16 protein-coding genes are annotated in these 18,233 nt (G+C 44.8%); 9 read left to right on the forward strand and 7 right to left on the reverse strand.

Going from position 1 to position 18,233, the window contains the following annotated elements:
• Positions 1-164 precede the first annotated feature (164 nt).
• Complete coding sequence (locus tag ACFPRA_RS06780; protein ID WP_239388978.1) at positions 165-374, forward strand: DNA-dependent RNA polymerase subunit epsilon; 210 nt, start codon at positions 165-167, stop codon at positions 372-374.
• 3 nt (positions 375-377) lie between these two features.
• The gene (gene rnjA / locus ACFPRA_RS06785; RefSeq protein ID WP_381431997.1) at positions 378-2,045 is read left to right on the forward strand and encodes a ribonuclease J1; all 1,668 of its coding nucleotides are present in this window, start codon (positions 378-380) and stop codon (positions 2,043-2,045) included.
• A gap of 52 nt (positions 2,046-2,097) precedes the next feature.
• Here the strand turns inward: rnjA and ACFPRA_RS06790 are convergent, their stop codons facing one another.
• The 3 genes from ACFPRA_RS06790 to ACFPRA_RS06800 form a co-directional block, all read right to left on the reverse strand.
• Positions 2,098-2,757 carry a potassium channel family protein gene (locus tag ACFPRA_RS06790; RefSeq protein ID WP_381431999.1) on the reverse strand — a complete coding sequence of 220 codons (660 nt, stop codon included), beginning with the start codon at positions 2,755-2,757 and terminating at the stop codon, positions 2,098-2,100.
• Positions 2,758-2,901: 144 nt separating this feature from the next.
• On the reverse strand, positions 2,902-3,345 hold the full coding sequence (locus ACFPRA_RS06795) for a TlpA family protein disulfide reductase (RefSeq protein ID WP_381432001.1): 444 nt from the start codon (positions 3,343-3,345) through the stop codon (positions 2,902-2,904).
• A 199-nt stretch (positions 3,346-3,544) separates the two neighbouring features.
• Positions 3,545-3,868 carry a hypothetical protein gene (locus ACFPRA_RS06800; RefSeq protein ID WP_381432003.1) on the reverse strand — a complete coding sequence of 108 codons (324 nt, stop codon included), beginning with the start codon at positions 3,866-3,868 and terminating at the stop codon, positions 3,545-3,547.
• 72 nt (positions 3,869-3,940) lie between these two features.
• Between ACFPRA_RS06800 and ACFPRA_RS06805 the strand changes: the two genes are divergently transcribed.
• From ACFPRA_RS06805 to ACFPRA_RS06835, 7 genes are all read left to right on the forward strand, one after another.
• Positions 3,941-5,395 carry a magnesium transporter CorA family protein gene (locus ACFPRA_RS06805; protein WP_381432004.1) on the forward strand — a complete coding sequence of 485 codons (1,455 nt, stop codon included), beginning with the start codon at positions 3,941-3,943 and terminating at the stop codon, positions 5,393-5,395.
• Between the two features lie 200 nt (positions 5,396-5,595).
• Positions 5,596-6,138, forward strand: a complete 543-nt coding sequence (locus tag ACFPRA_RS06810; RefSeq protein ID WP_381432006.1) for a helix-turn-helix domain-containing protein — start codon at positions 5,596-5,598, stop codon at positions 6,136-6,138.
• A 50-nt stretch (positions 6,139-6,188) separates the two neighbouring features.
• Positions 6,189-7,292 (forward strand): ABC transporter ATP-binding protein, encoded by a 1,104-nt coding sequence (locus tag ACFPRA_RS06815; RefSeq protein ID WP_381432008.1) that lies wholly within the window; start codon positions 6,189-6,191, stop codon positions 7,290-7,292.
• On the forward strand, positions 7,285-8,106 hold the full coding sequence (locus ACFPRA_RS06820; protein ID WP_381432010.1) for an ABC transporter permease: 822 nt from the start codon (positions 7,285-7,287) through the stop codon (positions 8,104-8,106). The genes ACFPRA_RS06815 and ACFPRA_RS06820 overlap by 8 nt, the downstream gene beginning before the upstream one ends.
• Positions 8,090-8,890: an ABC transporter permease gene (locus tag ACFPRA_RS06825; RefSeq protein ID WP_381432012.1), complete on the forward strand. Its 801-nt coding sequence runs from the start codon at positions 8,090-8,092 to the stop codon at positions 8,888-8,890. The genes ACFPRA_RS06820 and ACFPRA_RS06825 overlap by 17 nt, the downstream gene beginning before the upstream one ends.
• Positions 8,887-9,960 carry an ABC transporter substrate-binding protein gene (locus ACFPRA_RS06830; protein WP_381432014.1) on the forward strand — a complete coding sequence of 358 codons (1,074 nt, stop codon included), beginning with the start codon at positions 8,887-8,889 and terminating at the stop codon, positions 9,958-9,960. The genes ACFPRA_RS06825 and ACFPRA_RS06830 overlap by 4 nt, the downstream gene beginning before the upstream one ends.
• A gap of 527 nt (positions 9,961-10,487) precedes the next feature.
• Entirely contained in the window at positions 10,488-11,687 is a 1,200-nt protein-coding gene (locus ACFPRA_RS06835) for an MFS transporter (protein ID WP_381434779.1), read from the forward strand.
• Between the two features lie 316 nt (positions 11,688-12,003).
• Here the strand turns inward: ACFPRA_RS06835 and ACFPRA_RS06840 are convergent, their stop codons facing one another.
• From ACFPRA_RS06840 to ACFPRA_RS06855, 4 genes are read right to left on the reverse strand one after another with little or no spacing between them, the layout of a single operon-like run.
• Positions 12,004-14,598 (reverse strand): VWA domain-containing protein, encoded by a 2,595-nt coding sequence (locus tag ACFPRA_RS06840; protein ID WP_381432016.1) that lies wholly within the window; start codon positions 14,596-14,598, stop codon positions 12,004-12,006.
• The gene (locus ACFPRA_RS06845; RefSeq protein ID WP_381432018.1) at positions 14,582-16,348 is read right to left on the reverse strand and encodes a vWA domain-containing protein; all 1,767 of its coding nucleotides are present in this window, start codon (positions 16,346-16,348) and stop codon (positions 14,582-14,584) included. The genes ACFPRA_RS06840 and ACFPRA_RS06845 overlap by 17 nt, the downstream gene beginning before the upstream one ends.
• 15 nt (positions 16,349-16,363) lie before the next feature.
• Positions 16,364-17,236 carry a DUF58 domain-containing protein gene (locus ACFPRA_RS06850; RefSeq protein WP_381432020.1) on the reverse strand — a complete coding sequence of 291 codons (873 nt, stop codon included), beginning with the start codon at positions 17,234-17,236 and terminating at the stop codon, positions 16,364-16,366.
• Entirely contained in the window at positions 17,233-18,228 is a 996-nt protein-coding gene (locus tag ACFPRA_RS06855) for an AAA family ATPase (RefSeq protein ID WP_381432022.1), read from the reverse strand. Before ACFPRA_RS06855 ends, ACFPRA_RS06850 begins: the two co-directional genes overlap by 4 nt.
• Positions 18,229-18,233: the final 5 nt, after the last annotated feature.

Here is an 18,233-nt window from a genome sequence, read left to right on the forward strand (position 1 = left end):
AAAACGGAAACTGTTGAAGCGACTGAATGGCATCCTCGGCAAAAAAACCATTGCATAAATATTCTAGCTCACCCTTCAAATGGTGGGCTTTTCTTTATTTTATGGAAATGTCGTGCTAATATAAAGAGAATGATTTGAATCGAACGTAAAAAGGAGAGCGAACGATGATTTATAAAGTGTATTATCAAGAAAACAAACTACAAGTACCGGTCCGCGAAAACACTAGAAGCATGTACATCGAAGCGGATTCGGAAAGGGAAGTCCGCGCAAAGTTGAAGAATCGTGAATACAACATCGAATTCATCCAACTTTTAGAAGGAAAACACCTTGAGCACGAACAGGCTTCACCCTATTTCGAGCTTGAGCAGGTCTGATCGATGAAATCGATTAAAAACAATGAAACAGCCGTTTTCGCATTAGGCGGACTAGGTGAAATCGGTAAAAACACATACGGCGTCCAATTTCAAGATGAAATCATCTTGATTGATGCAGGCATCAAATTCCCGGAAGACGATTTGCTAGGTATCGATTATGTGATTCCTGACTACACATATCTGGAACGGAATGTAGATAAAATCAAAGGTCTATTCATCACCCATGGTCACGAAGATCATATCGGGGGCATTCCTTACCTACTCCGAAAAATCAATATCCCGATTTACGGAGGAAAACTCGCACTGGGTCTATTGCGCAATAAGCTAGAAGAACACGGACTTTTGCGGACAACAAAAATGATTGCCATCGATGAAGACGATTTGATTAAATTTCGAAAAACATCGGTATCCTTTTTTCGGACAACCCATAGTATTCCAGATGCGTTCGGGGTTGTCGTAAAAACGCCTTCCGGCAATATCGTTCATACCGGTGACTTCAAATTCGACTTTACGCCTGTCGGTGAGCCAGCAAACTTAACAAAAATGGCCAAAATAGGAAGTGAAGGCGTTCTCTGTCTTCTTTCTGACAGCACTAATGCCGAAGTGCCGAACTTCACAATGTCCGAACGAAAAGTCGGAGAAAGCTTGAATGATATTTTTAGAAAAGTGGAAGGCCGCATTATATTCGCTACGTTTGCATCGAATATCCACAGACTTCAACAAGTCATTCAAGCAGCTGAACTGTTCGGAAGAAAAATTGCTGTCTTCGGACGCAGTATGGACAATGCCATTACCATCGGGCGTGATCTCGGGTACATCGATGCACCAAAAGAGTTATTTGTCGACGCACAATCCTTGAACAAATTGCCTGCAAATGAAGTAATGATTCTATGTACAGGGAGTCAAGGAGAACCGATGGCCGCCTTGTCACGCATTGCGAACGGAACACATCGGCAAGTGCAGATTCACCCGGGAGATACGGTCATTTTCTCGTCCTCCCCGATTCCAGGAAATACGCTTAGTGTAAACAAAACAATCAATGCGCTATTCCGAGCAGGCGCGGAGGTCATTCACGGAAAACTCAATAATATCCATACATCCGGACACGGTTCGCAGGAAGAGCAGAAATTAATGCTACGGTTGATCAAACCGAAGTTCTTCATGCCGATCCACGGCGAATACCGCATGCAGAAAATGCACTCGAACCTCGCTGTCGACTGTGATATTCCACTTGAAAATACGTTTATTATGGGAAATGGTGATGTTCTGGCCTTGACACAAAATTCCGCCCGGCTTGCCGGTAGAATCCCATCAGGCGATGTATATATTGACGGTAGCGGTATCGGTGATATCGGAAACGTCGTACTCCGCGATCGCAGGATTCTCTCGGAAGATGGCCTTGTCATTGTCGTCGCAACGGTCGATATGAAACGCAATCGTGTCGTTTCCGGACCGGACATCATTTCCAGAGGTTTCGTCTATATGCGGGAATCCGGAACAATGATCCATGAAGCACAACAAATGCTATCGAAACAAATGCAAAGAAAACTTGCAGCTTCCCCTGCGGATATCGGTGCACTAAAAAGTGAAATCATTGATGTATTAGGCCCTTATTTATTCGATAAGACAAAAAGAAAGCCGATGGTACTACCAGTTATTATGGAAGTATAAAACAAAAGCCCTTCAGTAAGCTGAAGGGCTTTTCTATGAATTTAATCCTTATTTAGTGAAGGGCTTTCTTCTCAAATTTATGGATATCTTCATCCGATCCGATGATAATGAGAATATCATCTAGACGGATTTTTTCGATCGCTTGAGGAGAGACTAAAATTTGGTTACTGCGTTTAATCGCTACAATATTGACACCAAATTTTGCACGGATATCCAGATCGATCAACGTAAACCCTGCAATTTTCTCATTCGCCTTTATTTCTGCGATGGAATACTCTTCTGATAACTCCAGATAATCCAGTATATTATTCGACACCATATTATTGGCGATCCGCATGGCCATATCCCTCTCCGGGTGAACGACCTGGTCAGCGCCGATTTTACGCAATACTTTTTCATGGGAATCATTCTGGGCTTTTACCGTTATTTTGGGGACACCGATTTCCTTTAACATCAATGTCGTTAAAATGCTCGCTTGAATATTTTCGCCAATGGCTACAACAACATGTTCAAAATTTCGGATGCCAAGTGATTTGAGTACAGATTCATCTGTAGTATCCGCCACTACTGCTTGTGTGGCAATTTGGGCATATTCATCTACACGACTATGTGAAATGTCGATTGCCATCACATCTGCTCCAAGTTCGATCAACTCACGAACGATGCTTCCTCCAAACCGACCTAGCCCAATGACGGCAAATTCCTTTTTCATATCTTTTTTCTCCCCTGTTCACTTCATACATGCGCCTAGTGTATCACATAAACGGAAAATCCGTCATTTTAATCCCTGCTTAATTACAAAAAAAACGACTATGCCTTTAAAGAAGGCACAATCGCTCAATCATCAATTATCACTCTACAGTTCAACCAAAACGCGCTTTAGACGTTTTTCAAGCATTCCCATACCGCCACCGCCTGCTTGATAATGTCGCAACTGACCATATTTATCGAATACATAATAAGCGGGCACATACTGGTTATCAAATCTGTCTGTCAGTTTCACTTCACCATCTACAAAGATTGGCTGCGTCATATGATGTCGTGCGGCGACCGATTTAATTTGGGATAGATCCAGATCGGCTTTTGAACGCGGCATATGGACAGCGATAACATTCAGCTCTCTTCTATATCTATCTCTGAATTTATTGATGTCCCACATCGCTTCCTTACAAAGATGGCAACTAATCGACCAGAAATGGATGAGTGTCGGCTTTTCCCCGATGAGATCAACCTTTGTCTTTTGTCCATTCAACCATGCTGTTGCGCCTACAAGTTCAGGCATTTGTTCGCGCAATCTCATAATTGCTGTCCTCCTTAGTTTCCCAAAAATCTCCACTATTTAATATATGCATCTGGCTGTCAATTGATAAAAATGAAAAAACCCAATTTCAAATCGGCTCAACTTGTCACAGTCGATCCTTCTTTGAAATTGGGCATTTTTGACGAATTCTTGTCATTATGTTTATCTATCCCTCATTTAAGGGAACTGGATTGTAGGGTCATTTGCAATGGGACGGTTTTGCAGGCCTTGCCAAGCAATACTCACAATCCGGATCACTGCAGGAAGCTTCACGCCATTCATCACATGTCGGACAATAGATGGAATCATGCTCATCATTATACGCAAGCGGGTCGAGGCAAACGTTACAGTGATTGGATAATTCGTTCAATTCTAGGATTTTCCCATTTTTCATTAGGAAAATTCCTTCAATCTCTTTTTTTTCCGTACGTGGATCGGCGAAAGGATCCCAATTGAGTCCCAAGTCTTCCGTTGTCCATTGACGTTCATCCGGATCCAGGTAAAAAATTTTCTTTTTTCCCAATCATAGCCCCCCTTTATGCGCTTTATTGTACCATAAAAAGTGAGAAATTCAATTGCCGGAGGATTGATCCTTATGCAGGAAATCGCTACGATCGACAAGCTGGATATCATTCAGTCATCAATGTCATTTGTACTTCCATTCGGCTATAACCGCAAAAGTAAGAAAGACATCATCGGAACGCTATCGGAAAATGGGTATACCTATTTTAAAATCGATCAAGCATCCGATTTTCACAACTATTATGGAGAGAATATCATTGTAGAAGGAAAAGAACTTGAACAGTACTTCCTCCCCTACATCGGGCAAAAGCTGTTTCCGGACTCCCCTGCCCAAAAGGGATTTCACCGATTCAGCATTTCCATCATGAAATCTTTTCAGCTTCAAATTAGAAAGTCCATTTTGCCGTTCACCATTCAAAGCGTCGACATTACGTTAGCTCCTTTCGGCATCGCATTCATGACAATCCGGGTTGTATTGGATGATCATGTTCATGAGCTGACGGATGTGCTCGATTTCATGCATCATTTCAGGACGGTTGAACCGATTCTTAAGGAAGAGAAAGGGGCAAAGGTCCACCTCGTTGATAGCGGACAGCGATTATCGGTTCACGGACTGTTATTTGAGGTGTTATGCCCCTTTCTGAAGAGTTATCTAACAGAAGAGGATCAGCTGAAAGGCTACTTCGGTTCCCTCCCCTATTTTGAAGATGAGCGGATGTATACCTCTGCATACCTCGTCAGCTGTGAGGGGGCATCGATTACAGACACCCATTTGTATCGTATGGGGGCCCTGGATGGCAGATCTCCGGATGGCGAGGCATTCATGTCTGCACATAACCCGGCTTACATCCGAGGGGCACTGGACCAAACGCTGCATGACAGATGGGCTCCGTATACATACACCGTCATAACCGAGCATGCCTATATCACCGTTACAAACCGCCCACCCGAGGAGATGGACAGGGAGCTGTCCCAATTCATGGGCACACATTATTACAATTTTCTGCTTCATTATTTCTATAAGATCATGTTATTGCGTGTTGCATTCGAATACAGTCAACTCGATTGGAAGCGGGACGATGAATATGTCAAATCTCTTATCAAACTTATTACCCTTTTCTCCTCTTGGTATTATTTTCAAGAGGTCAGTACCCGCTCAGAAGGGAAAGAATTATCGAAAATGTTCCGTCAATCATTTTCGATTGGTCAGCTTTTCGAAGAAGTGAATAACACATTACACGAACTGTATAAAAATCAGGAAAGCATCAACTCTGATAGGATGAATATGCTTTTATTCGCCCTAACCGTCTTTACAGTCATTTCAGGCATTTACGGCATGAACCTCGTGATCAAAGATTGGGAAACTTCGGCCAGCTGGAAAGCATTTCAACAATATAATTTTTACGAATGGATCGCCCTCGTAACGGCCATTAGTGGAATTGGTCTTTCCACCTATCTCATCGGGTCCACAATCGGTAAAATCGTTATCAAAAGACTGCGTAACAGAAAGGCTGAATCACGATTATGACCAAGACCGGATCGACCTCTTCCTTCCTGAGAGGTTATCCGGTTTTCTGGTTTCCATTGAGGCCGTGTCAAATTCTATCGAAAACCTGAAATTTTTCTCTTGATTTCCAGACCATTTTCTTTATAATAAAGAGGGTTTTCAGTAAACTCCAAGTATATTATGAATAAACCTCGGCATCATTACGTAAAGGTGGAGTGTCCATGGAAATTGGGAGTAAAATTAAACGTCTGCGATTGAAAAAAGGGCTTACCCAGGAAGAGCTTGGCGAACGGACCGATTTAACGAAGGGGCATATTTCCCAATTGGAACGCGATCTTAACTCACCTTCCATCGAAACGCTATTCGCCCTATTAGAAGTACTCGGCACGACACCGAAAGAATTTTTCGATGAACCGAAAAAAAATGTGAAAATCGTTTACTCGCCGGATGATCAAACAATTTACACAAACGAAGAGATGAAGTACAGCATTCGGTGGCTCGTTCCACGCTCGAATGAAAATGAGATGGAGCCTGTTCACATCTGCTTTCACGAAAAAGGGGAATTCAAGAAATTTGAGCCTTCCCTCTCAGAAACATTCATCTTCGTTTTAAAAGGGAAAGTGGCAATTGAAATCGGCGACACGACCTATATCGCTGCCAAAGGAGATGCAGCCTATTATGATGCATCCGAACATCACCGTCTATCGAATGCACATAAAGGGATGACCGAAATACTTCTCGTTGCAACAGAATCTTATTTATAAAGCAAAGTAAGGCGTACGGTGGCCAGACAATAACTAGAAGGGGGTTCATCATGACCACACAGCCAATTATCCGATTTGAAAATGTAACAAAAAAGTATAGTGAAGATTCGACCGTCCTAAACGGTGTTTCTTTTGAAATGGAAAGAGGAAAGTTTTACACATTGCTCGGTCCTTCTGGTTGCGGGAAAACAACAATCCTTCGCCTCATCGCAGGCTTTACAGAAGCGACAGAAGGGGATATCTTCTTCAATGGCAAGAAAATCAACGATGTCCCGGCAAATGAACGGCAAGTCAATACGGTGTTCCAAGACTATGCTTTGTTTCCCCATCTGAACGTCTTTGAAAATATCGCATTTGGTCTGCGCATTAAGAAAGTAAAGCAAGCCGAAGTGCAACGCCGGGTGCTTGAAGCACTGAAATTCGTCAATTTGGAAGGCTATGAAAGCCGAGAGATTTCCGAAATGTCCGGTGGTCAACGTCAACGAGTGGCAATCGCACGTGCCATCGTCAACGATCCGGAAGTGATTTTGCTCGATGAGCCCCTTTCGGCCTTGGACTTGAAACTGCGTTCTGAAATGCAATATGAACTCCGGGAATTGCAGCAACGACTTGGCAAAACTTTCGTGTTTGTCACGCATGATCAGGAAGAGGCGCTCGCTATGTCCGATGAGATTTTCGTCATCAACAAAGGTGAAATCCAACAATCCGGTACACCGATCGATATTTACGATGAGCCGATCAACCGTTTTGTCGCAGATTTTATCGGTGAATCGAATATAGTACCGGGCATTATGATCGAGGATTATGTCGTTCAATTTACAGGGAAGACATTTGAATGTGTGGACCGGGGCTTAAATCCGGATGAAAAAGTCGATATCGTCATCCGCCCGGAAGACTTGGAACTGACAACCGTCGAGAAAGGTAAACTGCATGTAACCGTGGATACACAATTATTCCGTGGCGTTCACTATGAATTATCCACTTATGATGCAGAGGGCAACGAATGGCTCGTCCATTCGACAAAAAAGGCGGAAGTGGGTGTCACCGTCGGACTGGACTTCGATCCAGAGGCGATTCATGTTATGCGTTTGAATGAAACAGAAGAAGAATTCGATGCAAGACTAGAGGCATATGGGGTAACGGACGATGAATAAGAGACTGCTACGCCCTTTATATACGGTTCCTTACACGGCTTGGATCATTCTATTTGTCATTGCGCCAATCGCCCTCATTTTGTATTATTCCTTTTTTGATTTGACGGGACATTTCACATTCGATAATTATAAAAACTTTTTCACATCTGTCTATTTGAAACTAACGATCAGTTCATTTTGGTATGCTTTTCTCATTACACTATTTTCTTTGCTATTTGCATACCCGACCGCTTATTTCTTAACAAAGACGAAGCATAAGCAACTTTGGCTGTTGCTCATTATCATCCCATCTTGGATCAATCTATTATTGAAAACATATGCGTTTATCGGCTTATTCGGTTTGTACGGTCCGGTAAATGCATTTCTAGAAGTGATGGGGATCGGCCAGCAACAATTGCTGTTCACCGATTTCAGTTTCGTGTTCGTTTCTGTTTATATTTTCATTCCGTTTATGATTTTGCCGATTTTCAATGCGCTCGATAAATTGAACCCAACATTGATCGACGCTTCACGTGATCTCGGTGCAAATGCTTGGACAACATTCCGACGTGTCGTTTGGCCCTTGACTTTGCATGGGGTGAAATCGGGCATTCAAGTCGTCTTTATCCCTGCCCTTTCACTTTTCATGATTACGCGGCTTATTGCGGGGAATAAAGTGATTACGTTGGGGACTGCAATTGAACAGCAGTTCCTTGTGACACAAAACTGGGGCATGGGATCCACCATTGCCGTATTTCTAATCTTGTTCATGTTCATCATCATGATGATTACAAGTGGTAGTGAGAGGGGGACGACCAATGGGAAAATTAAGTAAGCTCCCAAAACTGTACTTAGCAGTCGTCTTCATCATTTTATATGCACCGATTTTCTACCTGATCTTTTACTCATTCAATTCAGGCGGTGGCATGTCAAATTTCGAATCGTTCACATTTGAACATTATGCGGCCGTATTTGACGATACGCGGCTCATCATCATTTTGATCAATACGATTGTCGTTGCATTACTGTCTGCGCTCCTATCAACCGCGATCGGTGTATTGGGTGCTATCGCTATCATGTACATGCGCAATAAAGCGATGCGCAGCGCCGTATTATCCTTGAATAATATTCTGATTGTCAGTCCGGATGTCATTATCGGGGCGTCATTCCTCATCTTATTCACAATGGTTGGCATCAAACTCGGATTCGCTTCCGTGCTCATTTCACATATAGCATTCAGCATCCCGATTGTCGTCATCATGGTGTTGCCGAAACTACAAGAGATGAGTCCGTCACTAATCGATGCTGCGCTGGATCTGGGTGCTACGAAAAAGGACGTCTTGAGACGTGTCATCATCCCCTTTATCAAACCGGGGATCTTTGCAGGATTTTTCCTGGCGTTGACGTATTCCCTCGATGATTTTGCGGTCACTTTCTTCGTGACAGGGAATGGTTTCTCGACGCTGTCCGTTGAAATTTACTCCATGGCCCGCGCAGGGATTACTTTGACCATCAATGCCTTGTCCGGCTTGATTTTCATCGTGACTGTCATCTTGGTGGTTGGCTACTATGCGATTAGCCGAAAAACGAAATCACCGCTTGCGGGGGTGCGAAAATGAAAGAAATTGTACGTGGAGCAGCTGTCATCCTGCTTATTTCAGCTATCCTCTTATTCATCAACGCGAAGTTGAACGAAGGCGGTGGCAGCGGTGGTAAAAACACCATCACGGTTTATAACTGGGGTGAATACATCGACCCCGATTTGTTGAAGCAGTTCGAACAGGAAACGGGCATAAAAGTCATTTATGAAACATTCGATTCCAATGAAGGGATGATGGGCAAAATCGAACAAGGTGGCACATCCTACGATATTTCGATGCCTTCCGAATATATGATTGAAATGATGAAGGAAAAGGATCTGCTTTTACCATTGGATTATAGCAAAATTCCGAACATCAAAAATATCGATCCTTATTTCCTTGACTTGCCCTTCGATCCCGGCAATCAATATTCTCTCCCCTATTTCTGGGGTACAGTAGGCATCGCATTCAATCCAACACTGCTGAACGGGCAAACTTTTGAAAGCTGGGATAAGTTATGGGATCCTTCACTCAAGCAGCAAGTCGTGCTCGTCGATAGTGCGCGTGAAACGATCGGAATGGGGCTGAACTCGCTCGGCTATTCACTGAACTCTACCAATCTGGATGAATTGCGTCAGGCGACGGATAAGTTGAAAAAACTGAGTCCCAATGTTAAAGCGGTCATCGGGGATGAAGTGACGCAATTGATGGTCAATGGCGAGGCGGCCGTCTCGCTGACATGGTCCGGTCAAGCCGCTGATATGATGTATGAAAACGAAGATATCGATTATATCGTGCCAGAGGAAGGCTCGAATCTATGGTTCGATAATATGGTCATCCCGCGGACTGCGTCAAATATCGATGGCGCCCATGCCTTTATCAATTTCATGTTGGACGCTGAAGTGGCGGCACAAAATGCCGATTATGTCGGCTATTCCACGCCAAACTTGGCCGCTTTAGATTTCATGGATCCCGAAGTAATAGAAGACGAACGTTTCTATCCAGATGAAGAAACAAGAAGCCATCTCGAAGTGTATCGCAATTTGGGACTTGAAATGCTCGGCCATTACAATGAATTATTCCTTGAATTCAAAATGGATATGAAATAAGAAAAGCAAAAAGTGCCTGTCGCATCTGGAACTTTTTGCTAGACCATAAGAAAAAAATGCCGGTGCCAGTTATTGCTACAATTCATGCCCTTGGAATTGTAGCAGCAGCTGGCACCGTTTCAGTGTATTTGCATGCAGAATATGGTATTATACGTTAACAACGTCAATTACGCCTTGGCGTAATTGCGTCCAGATTTTGAATCGAGCTTTAGGCCTACAGGACAAGAAATACTTCGACAGCGTTACATCGCTCGAGGAAAAGCGCCTTTCTTTTCCGAAGAAGTAGGTCATGCAGTCGTTGCAAATCGAACAGTAAAGGGTTCGATTTGCCTTAATTTCTGCGATCTGTGCAGAAATTAAGGCACTTTTCTTTTAGGACGTCGCGCACTTAGTCTGCCTTCCTTGACTCCTTTCAAAATCTGTGACATCCGCCGGAGACTTTATCTTCATTCAGGAGCCGGCGATTTGCTATCAGGACTAATCATTTGCTGAATGAAGATAATTCAATTTGGAAAGTAGGCGTTTCGATGGCGGTCAAATCGACAAATTTCGCTTTATATTTACTGATGTTCAATATGTTTATCGCTATGGCTGGCATCGGACTGATCATCCCTATTATGCCGGAATACTTGGGCACTTTCGGCGTCGCAGGACAAGCACTCGGCTTTCTCATTGCGATTTTTTCTTTCGCTCAATTCATCTTTTCACCATTAGCTGGTAATCTATCGGATCATCATGGGCGAAAAATCATCATTATTATCGGACTCATCATTTTTGGGCTTTCCCAGCTGGCATTCAGCCTTTCCACGGAATTATGGATGTTATATGTTGCCCGCTTTTTCTCCGGTTTCGGCTCCGCTTTCATCGTACCTCCAATGATGGCTTTCGTCGCCGATGTAACATCGTATGAAAATCGTGGCAGGGGGATGGGTTTACTCGGGGCTTCCATGTCCCTCGGATTTATGATCGGCCCTGGGATTGGTGGTTTTCTATCAAAGATCAGTTTGCATTTCCCTTTCTATTTTGCAACAGGAGCAGCCCTTATTGCAGCACTGCTATCGTTATTTTTCCTACCGAATCCAAAACCTGTCATTTCCGAAGAACAAGCAAAACGAAAAAGTGAAAACTTATTCCAACAGTTAAAACGATCAACAAAGACGCCATATTTCATTGTACTTATTGTCATGTTCGTCTTTTCATTCGGATTAGCAAACTTTCAATCTACGTTTTCCCTTTTCGTTGACCATAAGTTCGGCTACACGCCTTCACAAATTGCGGTACTCATTACAGTAGGCGGCTTTGTTGGTGTCATTGTCCAGACTTTCGTTATTACTCCCCTTTTTAAAAAGTATGGGGAAATGCGTGTCATTCTTGTCAATCTGGTCATTGCGGCCTTTTCCTTGATGAGTATCGCTTTCGCCAATCTGTTTTGGACGATTTTATTGACCGCCACCATTTTTACCACTGCCACCACTTTGCTGCGGCCTGCAGTCAATACGCTGATTTCCAAGCTTGCCGGTAAAGAACAAGGCTATGCAGCTGGTATGATGAATGCGTATATGAGTTTAGGGAATATGATCGGTCCCGCAATTGCCGGAAGCATCTTCGATATCAATATTATCTTTCCTTATATACTAGGTATGCTCATTTTACTAGGCTGCTTCGGTATCGCAGCGTTCTGGGCGAAAAAGAACCAACCCTTACTGGCCACAACGAGGACAAAATAAAATCAATTACGCCTCCGCGTAAATGCGTCCAGATTTTGAATCGAGCTTGAGGCCTACAGGACAAGAAATGCTTCGACAGCGTTACATCGCTCGAGAAAAAGCGCCTTTCTTTTCCGAAGAAGTAGGTCATGCAGTCGTTGCGAATCGAACAGTGAAGGGTTCAGTTTGCCTTTTAAGACGTCGCACACTTAGACTGCCTTCCTTGACTCCTGTCAAAATCTGTGACATCCGCCGGTGGCTTTATCTTCATCCAGCTGAATGAAGATAAAATGCCTATCCGCCTTGATTGTCATCAATCAGTAGGATAGGCATTTTTCTATCTTTTTCGCTTCGCTTTCAGCAATTCAGCAATACTTTCTTGAGCTGTTGACTCCTCTTCGACCATCGATTTTCTCCCCCTTTTCTCACCGAATCCTTTTAACAAGCCAAAACGGCGAAGGGTGATATCGAGAAAAAACAACAGCATCGCAACACCGATGAGCCATTCTGTAATCAGTGTTTTTTCGCCGCTTTTATACGGATGATCCCGGAAAGCTTCTCTCGGCTCCTCCAATACTCGCCCGCCCGTACGTTCCGCGATTTTAGTCATCAATGCCTGATTGGGTAGGGACGGCTTGTATTCGTCACTGTACGGAACCGAAACCCCCGCTTCAAACAAGCCGCCTTTGTCATCTGATATTCCGAAAAAGACGAGTCCAGGCTTTGTATCTACAGTGACACGCATTTTTCCCGGTGCCAACGGTTCTGCAATGAAAGGGACTTCCCTACCCTCTTCATCGACAACGGCAATATCGAGAAAGGCCGCTTTCTGCGAACTGTCCGTCACTGTATAGGTGCCGCCGCGCTCATGGGTGATCAGATAAGGCACTTCCTCATACGATGGCAACAGACGAGCCACCGCTGTGTTCCAAAACGCCGAATACCCGCCCCATCTTGCAAAATCTCCCGTCCATCGTCCGGTCGAATCGGATGTGAATGCGATCGTTCTGCCAAGCCCATACATCCATTCCACAAGCACAGGATCTTCTTTATGACTTTCGCCGACAATCGTCGCTGTCCTTTTGGCTGTAGTGGCAATATAAGCGTTCATCTGTGGGATGCCGTCGGTGAACAGCGTGGTCCATTCCGGAACATTGCCGAGCCTCATATAGAAAGGATTATCTTCAATATAGGTCCTCGTCAACATCGACGTTTCCCTTGTTAAGATGGCCGGTACTGTCGATTCATCAACAACATCGTAAAATCGGCCGCCTCCATCCTCTGCAAGACTTTCTAACAATCCCCAGTCCGCATCTGAGCCGATGGCAACTGTCGAAAGGGTAATATTGTTTTTTCTTCCTTCATCAATGACATCCTTATAGTCTGGTGGCATCTCTGATTGGCCATCTGTCAGAAGAATGATATGTTTGCGTTGCAGTTTCAAGCTAGCCAAATCTGCATAGGCCTTCTCAACCCCCGGGAAAATATTCGTCCCGCCATCTGCCGGCACAGACAGAATCTGTTCGATCACTTTTTTCTTATCTTCTAGCGGTCCGACGGGAATCACTTCCCATAGCTGTTCATCGAAAGCAGTAAAACCAAATGTGTCATCATCACGAAGAAGTTCAACTGATCGCGCGGCTGCTTCCCTCGCTAGGACAATTTTGGAACCGGCCATACTTCCAGAACGATCAAGAACAATAACTAAACCTAGTGAAGGAAGTTGTTCTTTCCCTTTCACTTCCATCTCGACGGGAAGAAGACGTTCAATCGGTGACTTGAAATACCCTCCAAGTCCGAAACTTTCCTCTCCTCCCACCATCATGAACCCCGTTCCAAAATTTTTAACCGCTTGTTCAATGACTGTCATCTTCTGCTCTCCGACGCTATGACCTGGAACATTATCAAAAATGATCGCACCATATGCTAAATAACCTGATAGATTTGCCGGTAAGTTTATCACATCGACTACATCTACCTGTATGGCGGACTTATCTAGCAATGTTGGGATGACAGATGGATTCCGCTCCGTTTGCACAACAAGTACTCGCGGTGAATGCTTCATCATCGTCACGGAAAGCATCCGATTATTTTCAAGAAATCCATCATCCGGTACAATGAGTTTCGCTTCGTATTTTAACAACCCGTCCCCTGTAGCCGACGTTCGAAAAGAAAACGCATTTCTTCCCGGTTCGAGTGTCACGGATTCTTTAATGATTTCTTGATCATTTTGGTAAATGAACAATTCTCCTGCTGTTCGTTTGGAAGACTCCACTTCCACTTCGAGGTGCTGTTTTTCTCCTTCGTAGGCAGTCCGTGGTGTATTAAAAAACGCAATGGATGCGTCTGCATTGCTCGGTCGTTCAAGAAGGACTGTATCGATGGTGACACGCCCGCCACTGTATTTAGGCAATAACTTTTCAACTGAATGAACCGTTTCCAATCCATCTGAAAAAAGGACGATCCGCGTAGCAATCGTTCCTTTCGCCACGGCTGAGGCCACATCAATCGCTTTTGCGATATCTGTGGCGCTATCAGCTGCAATTTTGTCCACAACTGGCACCGTCACATCCGTATCTGTCAGCTGAACATCTGTCCGAAATGTTTCGGCAAAGGAATACAGTCCGACAGATTGATTCGCTTGACGCTCTTTTAAACTTTCCATTATCCACCCGTCCGCCGCATTCCCTGCATCTGCAATGGATACAGAACGATCCACCACAAACAGAATCTGTTCCTCATCCGCACGCAATGTTATAGAAGGAGCGGCAAGTGCCAACACAAGCAAGGCAATGGCTAGACAGCGCAAAGCAAAAAGAATCGTACGTTTCTCCACAAAACGCATGCCAGAAGATTTCCATGCATAGACCATATACAAAGCGGTCGGGATCAGCAAAAGAAGCCAGAGCGGTTGCTCAATTCGGATATCCACGCCTTCTTTGCACCTCCCATTCAATCAGTAGGAGTAGGAGAACCGGAATGAGGAAATACCATCCAATCCGATTCTTTCCTCCTTCCACCACTTCTCCATGATTCATCCTTTCAATCTTATACGATGTACCGGGCTTGATTTCTTTTTCGGTACTTTCCAACTGTACGGCCAGCCATTTCTCCGTTCCACTGTCCAATACTTTGTAAATCCCCGGCTTTGACGGAGCGATGAAATCCGAACCGTCAACAAATGTCGTGACGTATTCATCAGTTAATGTATAGAGTTCCAGGTACTTTTCAATTCCGCTTGAAAGAACCGTTTTCCGCTCATTTGGAACGAATGTACCGAGCGAACCTGATTCGGACCGAAGCAATTCGGAAGCACTCCAGATGAATAGTGGAAAAGACGGGTGCAAGGGCCAATCCGTCAATTCGATATCGGCCAGGATGACGATGTCACTCCGCTTTGATTTTTGGATGAACGGCTGATCCCCGACGGTCGCAATTGTCGTATACGAAGGAAAGGGCGGATACAATGCACTGACGTAAACATCGGTAATATCGGCTATTGCGAACAGGGCATCGTCTGTGCTGCTTGTCATACCCGAAACCGATTCTGCCGACTTGTCATTCCTGCCGACGAGTATGATGGGCTTTATTCCTTTTTCTAAAAAGGTAACATCATTTGTCACTATGATTTCACTATCTTGTGCCACTTGTATTTCATTTGCCGATCCGGTCGTCACTGTCAATCCGATCACCTCGAACGCCCGTTTAACGAGTTCATGTAATTGCCCATCCACGACCGCTTCCGACATTTCGTCGCCAAGTAGCACATATGCGGTATTGTCGGCTGCATACGCATCGTCCACCCGTATCTCCGCACGCATCGCTTGGCTGTCAGGCAGCCGTTTAAAGGAAAGCAGGGCCTCTTTCCCGCTCTCGACTGTAAAGGAGTCATTCACCAATACTTTTTCTGTTAAAGCATCTGTAATCTGTACTTCTCCTGTGTGATCGCGAAGTGAATCATTGACCACTTTGACAATCGCCTCGGTACCTTCTGCAGTCTTCACTGCACCAAATTTATCGATAGAGAGATTTGTGCTCGGCTCTTCTTTTGACCCATGGACTATCCAAGCCAGATATCCTTGCTCTTCGGAAAACAAGGCTCTCTCCAGCGCGTCTGTGTAAATATGGATATCCGCGCTTCCCTCCGATGTGATGGATCGCGCCAGCTCTAGCGCCCGTTCCATCTGTTCATGTTCATAAGCGACCGCCAAGGCATCAATTGCAGTTCTAACGCTCTCCCCATCCGTATCCTCACGCACCACAATGGAAGGCTCGCTTCCCGTTGTGATAATCGTGATAGGCTCTCCTATTCGACTACCCGCCAGCTCCTTCATCGCTTCCTGATGTTTTTCAAATAAGGTCGCCCCGCCTTTGCCAACTAACATACTCGCTGACGTATCCACAATGAAGATCGTATGGCCGCCAGTCGCTTCCTCTCTGTTCAAATAGGGCTCCAATAAAATAAATACGAAAAGCAGCAATGCCGCCATTTGCAGATAAAACAGGGCATTCCGCTGCAGATTTTTCAAGTAAGGAGCCACTTTCGTCTCCCGCATGGACTGCTCCCAAAACAATGTAGATGAGATTGTTTGCGTTTCATACCGTTTCCGAAAAAAATAATACAGCACAACTGCCGATGGAAAAATGAGCATCCAGCTGTTTATGAGGTTATCAAATCCCATTTGGCTGTCCCCTCCCTATCTCAACCAACCTGCATGCCTCATTTTCTTTGTGACGGTTTCCACGACACCAAGGGCGAGATCTGCACGCAAAAGCCGTATCCCATACTTGCCAGCAAGCGTCGACAAGCGGGCTTCGTGGGCCGCTTTTTTATCTAAATAGGCCTGAACTGCCCGTTTTGTCATTGTTACTTCAATGCCACTTCCACTTTCAATGTCAACAAAGCGAACATCTCCTTCATAATCGGGCAATTCTTCAGGCTTGGAATGGATCGTGATGATACGTACATCCCTACAAATGCCAGGCAAGCGACGGAATAAAGACGCCCATTTATCGGTTTCTTCAAGTCCATCCGTAATGATAAACAGCACAGTAACCGCTTTGGGAATTGCAGCAAGCGCACGATCCGTGAATAGTTCAGTAGAAGCAGGTATTTCAAGCGAAGAAATGAATTTCGTCAAAGATGCCCGGTGAGCGGCACCTTTCTTTCTATAAAAATGGTCACGTTCATCGGTCCATGTGGAAAACGATACCGTATCGCCACTTTTGAGCGCGATATGACCAAGCGCTATCGCCAACTGTCGGGCATAATCCCATTTTCCATCAATACCCATCGACTTCGTCGGATCGAGTAAAATATGAATGCGCATTTCCTGCTCATCAAGAAACTGCTTGATGAACGGCTTTTCCGTGCGAGCATAGACGTTCCAATCGATATGCCGCAAATCATCTCCCGGATAGTATTCCCGGAAATCGGAAAAATCGAGGGAGGAACCCGTCTTATGTGACCGATGCAACCCTTTTTGATGGCCAAGCCTTTTTGAACTGGAGACGATGGATAATGCACCGAGTCTTTTCGTCAGTCTATCAGGAAACAATTCACTGCTCATCGCACGGAAGCCCCTTGCCGCACTTCTTCAAGCAACTTGGCGATCAGGCCATCGACATCCACGCCTTCTGCTTCGCCTTCATAATTGATAAGAATACGGTGACGCAATGCTGGCTTTGCAACCGTCTTGATATCCGCGATTGACACATGAAAACGTCCAGCTACAAGGGCGCGCGCTTTCGCTAGTCTAATAATTGACTGAAGCCCCCGCGGTCCGCTGCCATATTGGACGTATTTTGACCATTCATCTGCAGAACCGCTTTTGTCCTGTGTGGCTGCGACAAGATCGATTGCATAGTCGATCATTTCATCCGCTACAACAACTTCCTTCACCATCTCCTGCGCTTCCATGATTTCCTCTGTACCCATCACTTTTTGAATAGCGATGCTGTTCGAGCCCGTCGTGCGCTTCATAATTTCTTTCAATTCCGCTTTCGTCGGATAAGGGAGAAGAATTTTGCAAAGAAAGCGATCCATTTGGGCTTCCGGCAACGGATAAGTACCTTCCATCTCGATCGGGTTCTGTGTAGCAAGAACAAAAAATGGCCTTGCCATTTTCCGTGTTTCACCGAGTACGGTCACTGTTTTCTCGCCCATCGCTTCCAATAGGGCACTTTGTGTTTTCGGCGTCGCTCTGTTAATTTCATCGGCAAGTACCATCTGGCTGAAAATCGGACCTTCCTTGAACACAAAGCGTTGTGTCCCTTCCGCACCGCGCTCTAAAATACTCGTTCCAGTAATATCAGAAGGCATTAAATCCGGCGTAAACTGGATACGGGAAAAGGATAAATCCAACACTTCCGAAATCGTTCGGATCAGCATCGTTTTTCCCAACCCGGGCAAGCCTTCCAGAAGCGCATGCCCATCGGCCAAGATGGCATAAAGCGAAAACTCCACCGCTTCTTGCTGGCCGACGATAAACTTTCCGATTTCTCCTTTCACCGCTCCAAGTTTTTCGCTCATTTCTGCAAATTGCTCTGGTGTATATGGCATTTCAA

Source organism: Sporosarcina soli (genome assembly GCF_042655805.1).
In the GTDB taxonomy this organism is placed as follows: domain Bacteria; phylum Bacillota; class Bacilli; order Bacillales_A; family Planococcaceae; genus Sporosarcina; species Sporosarcina soli.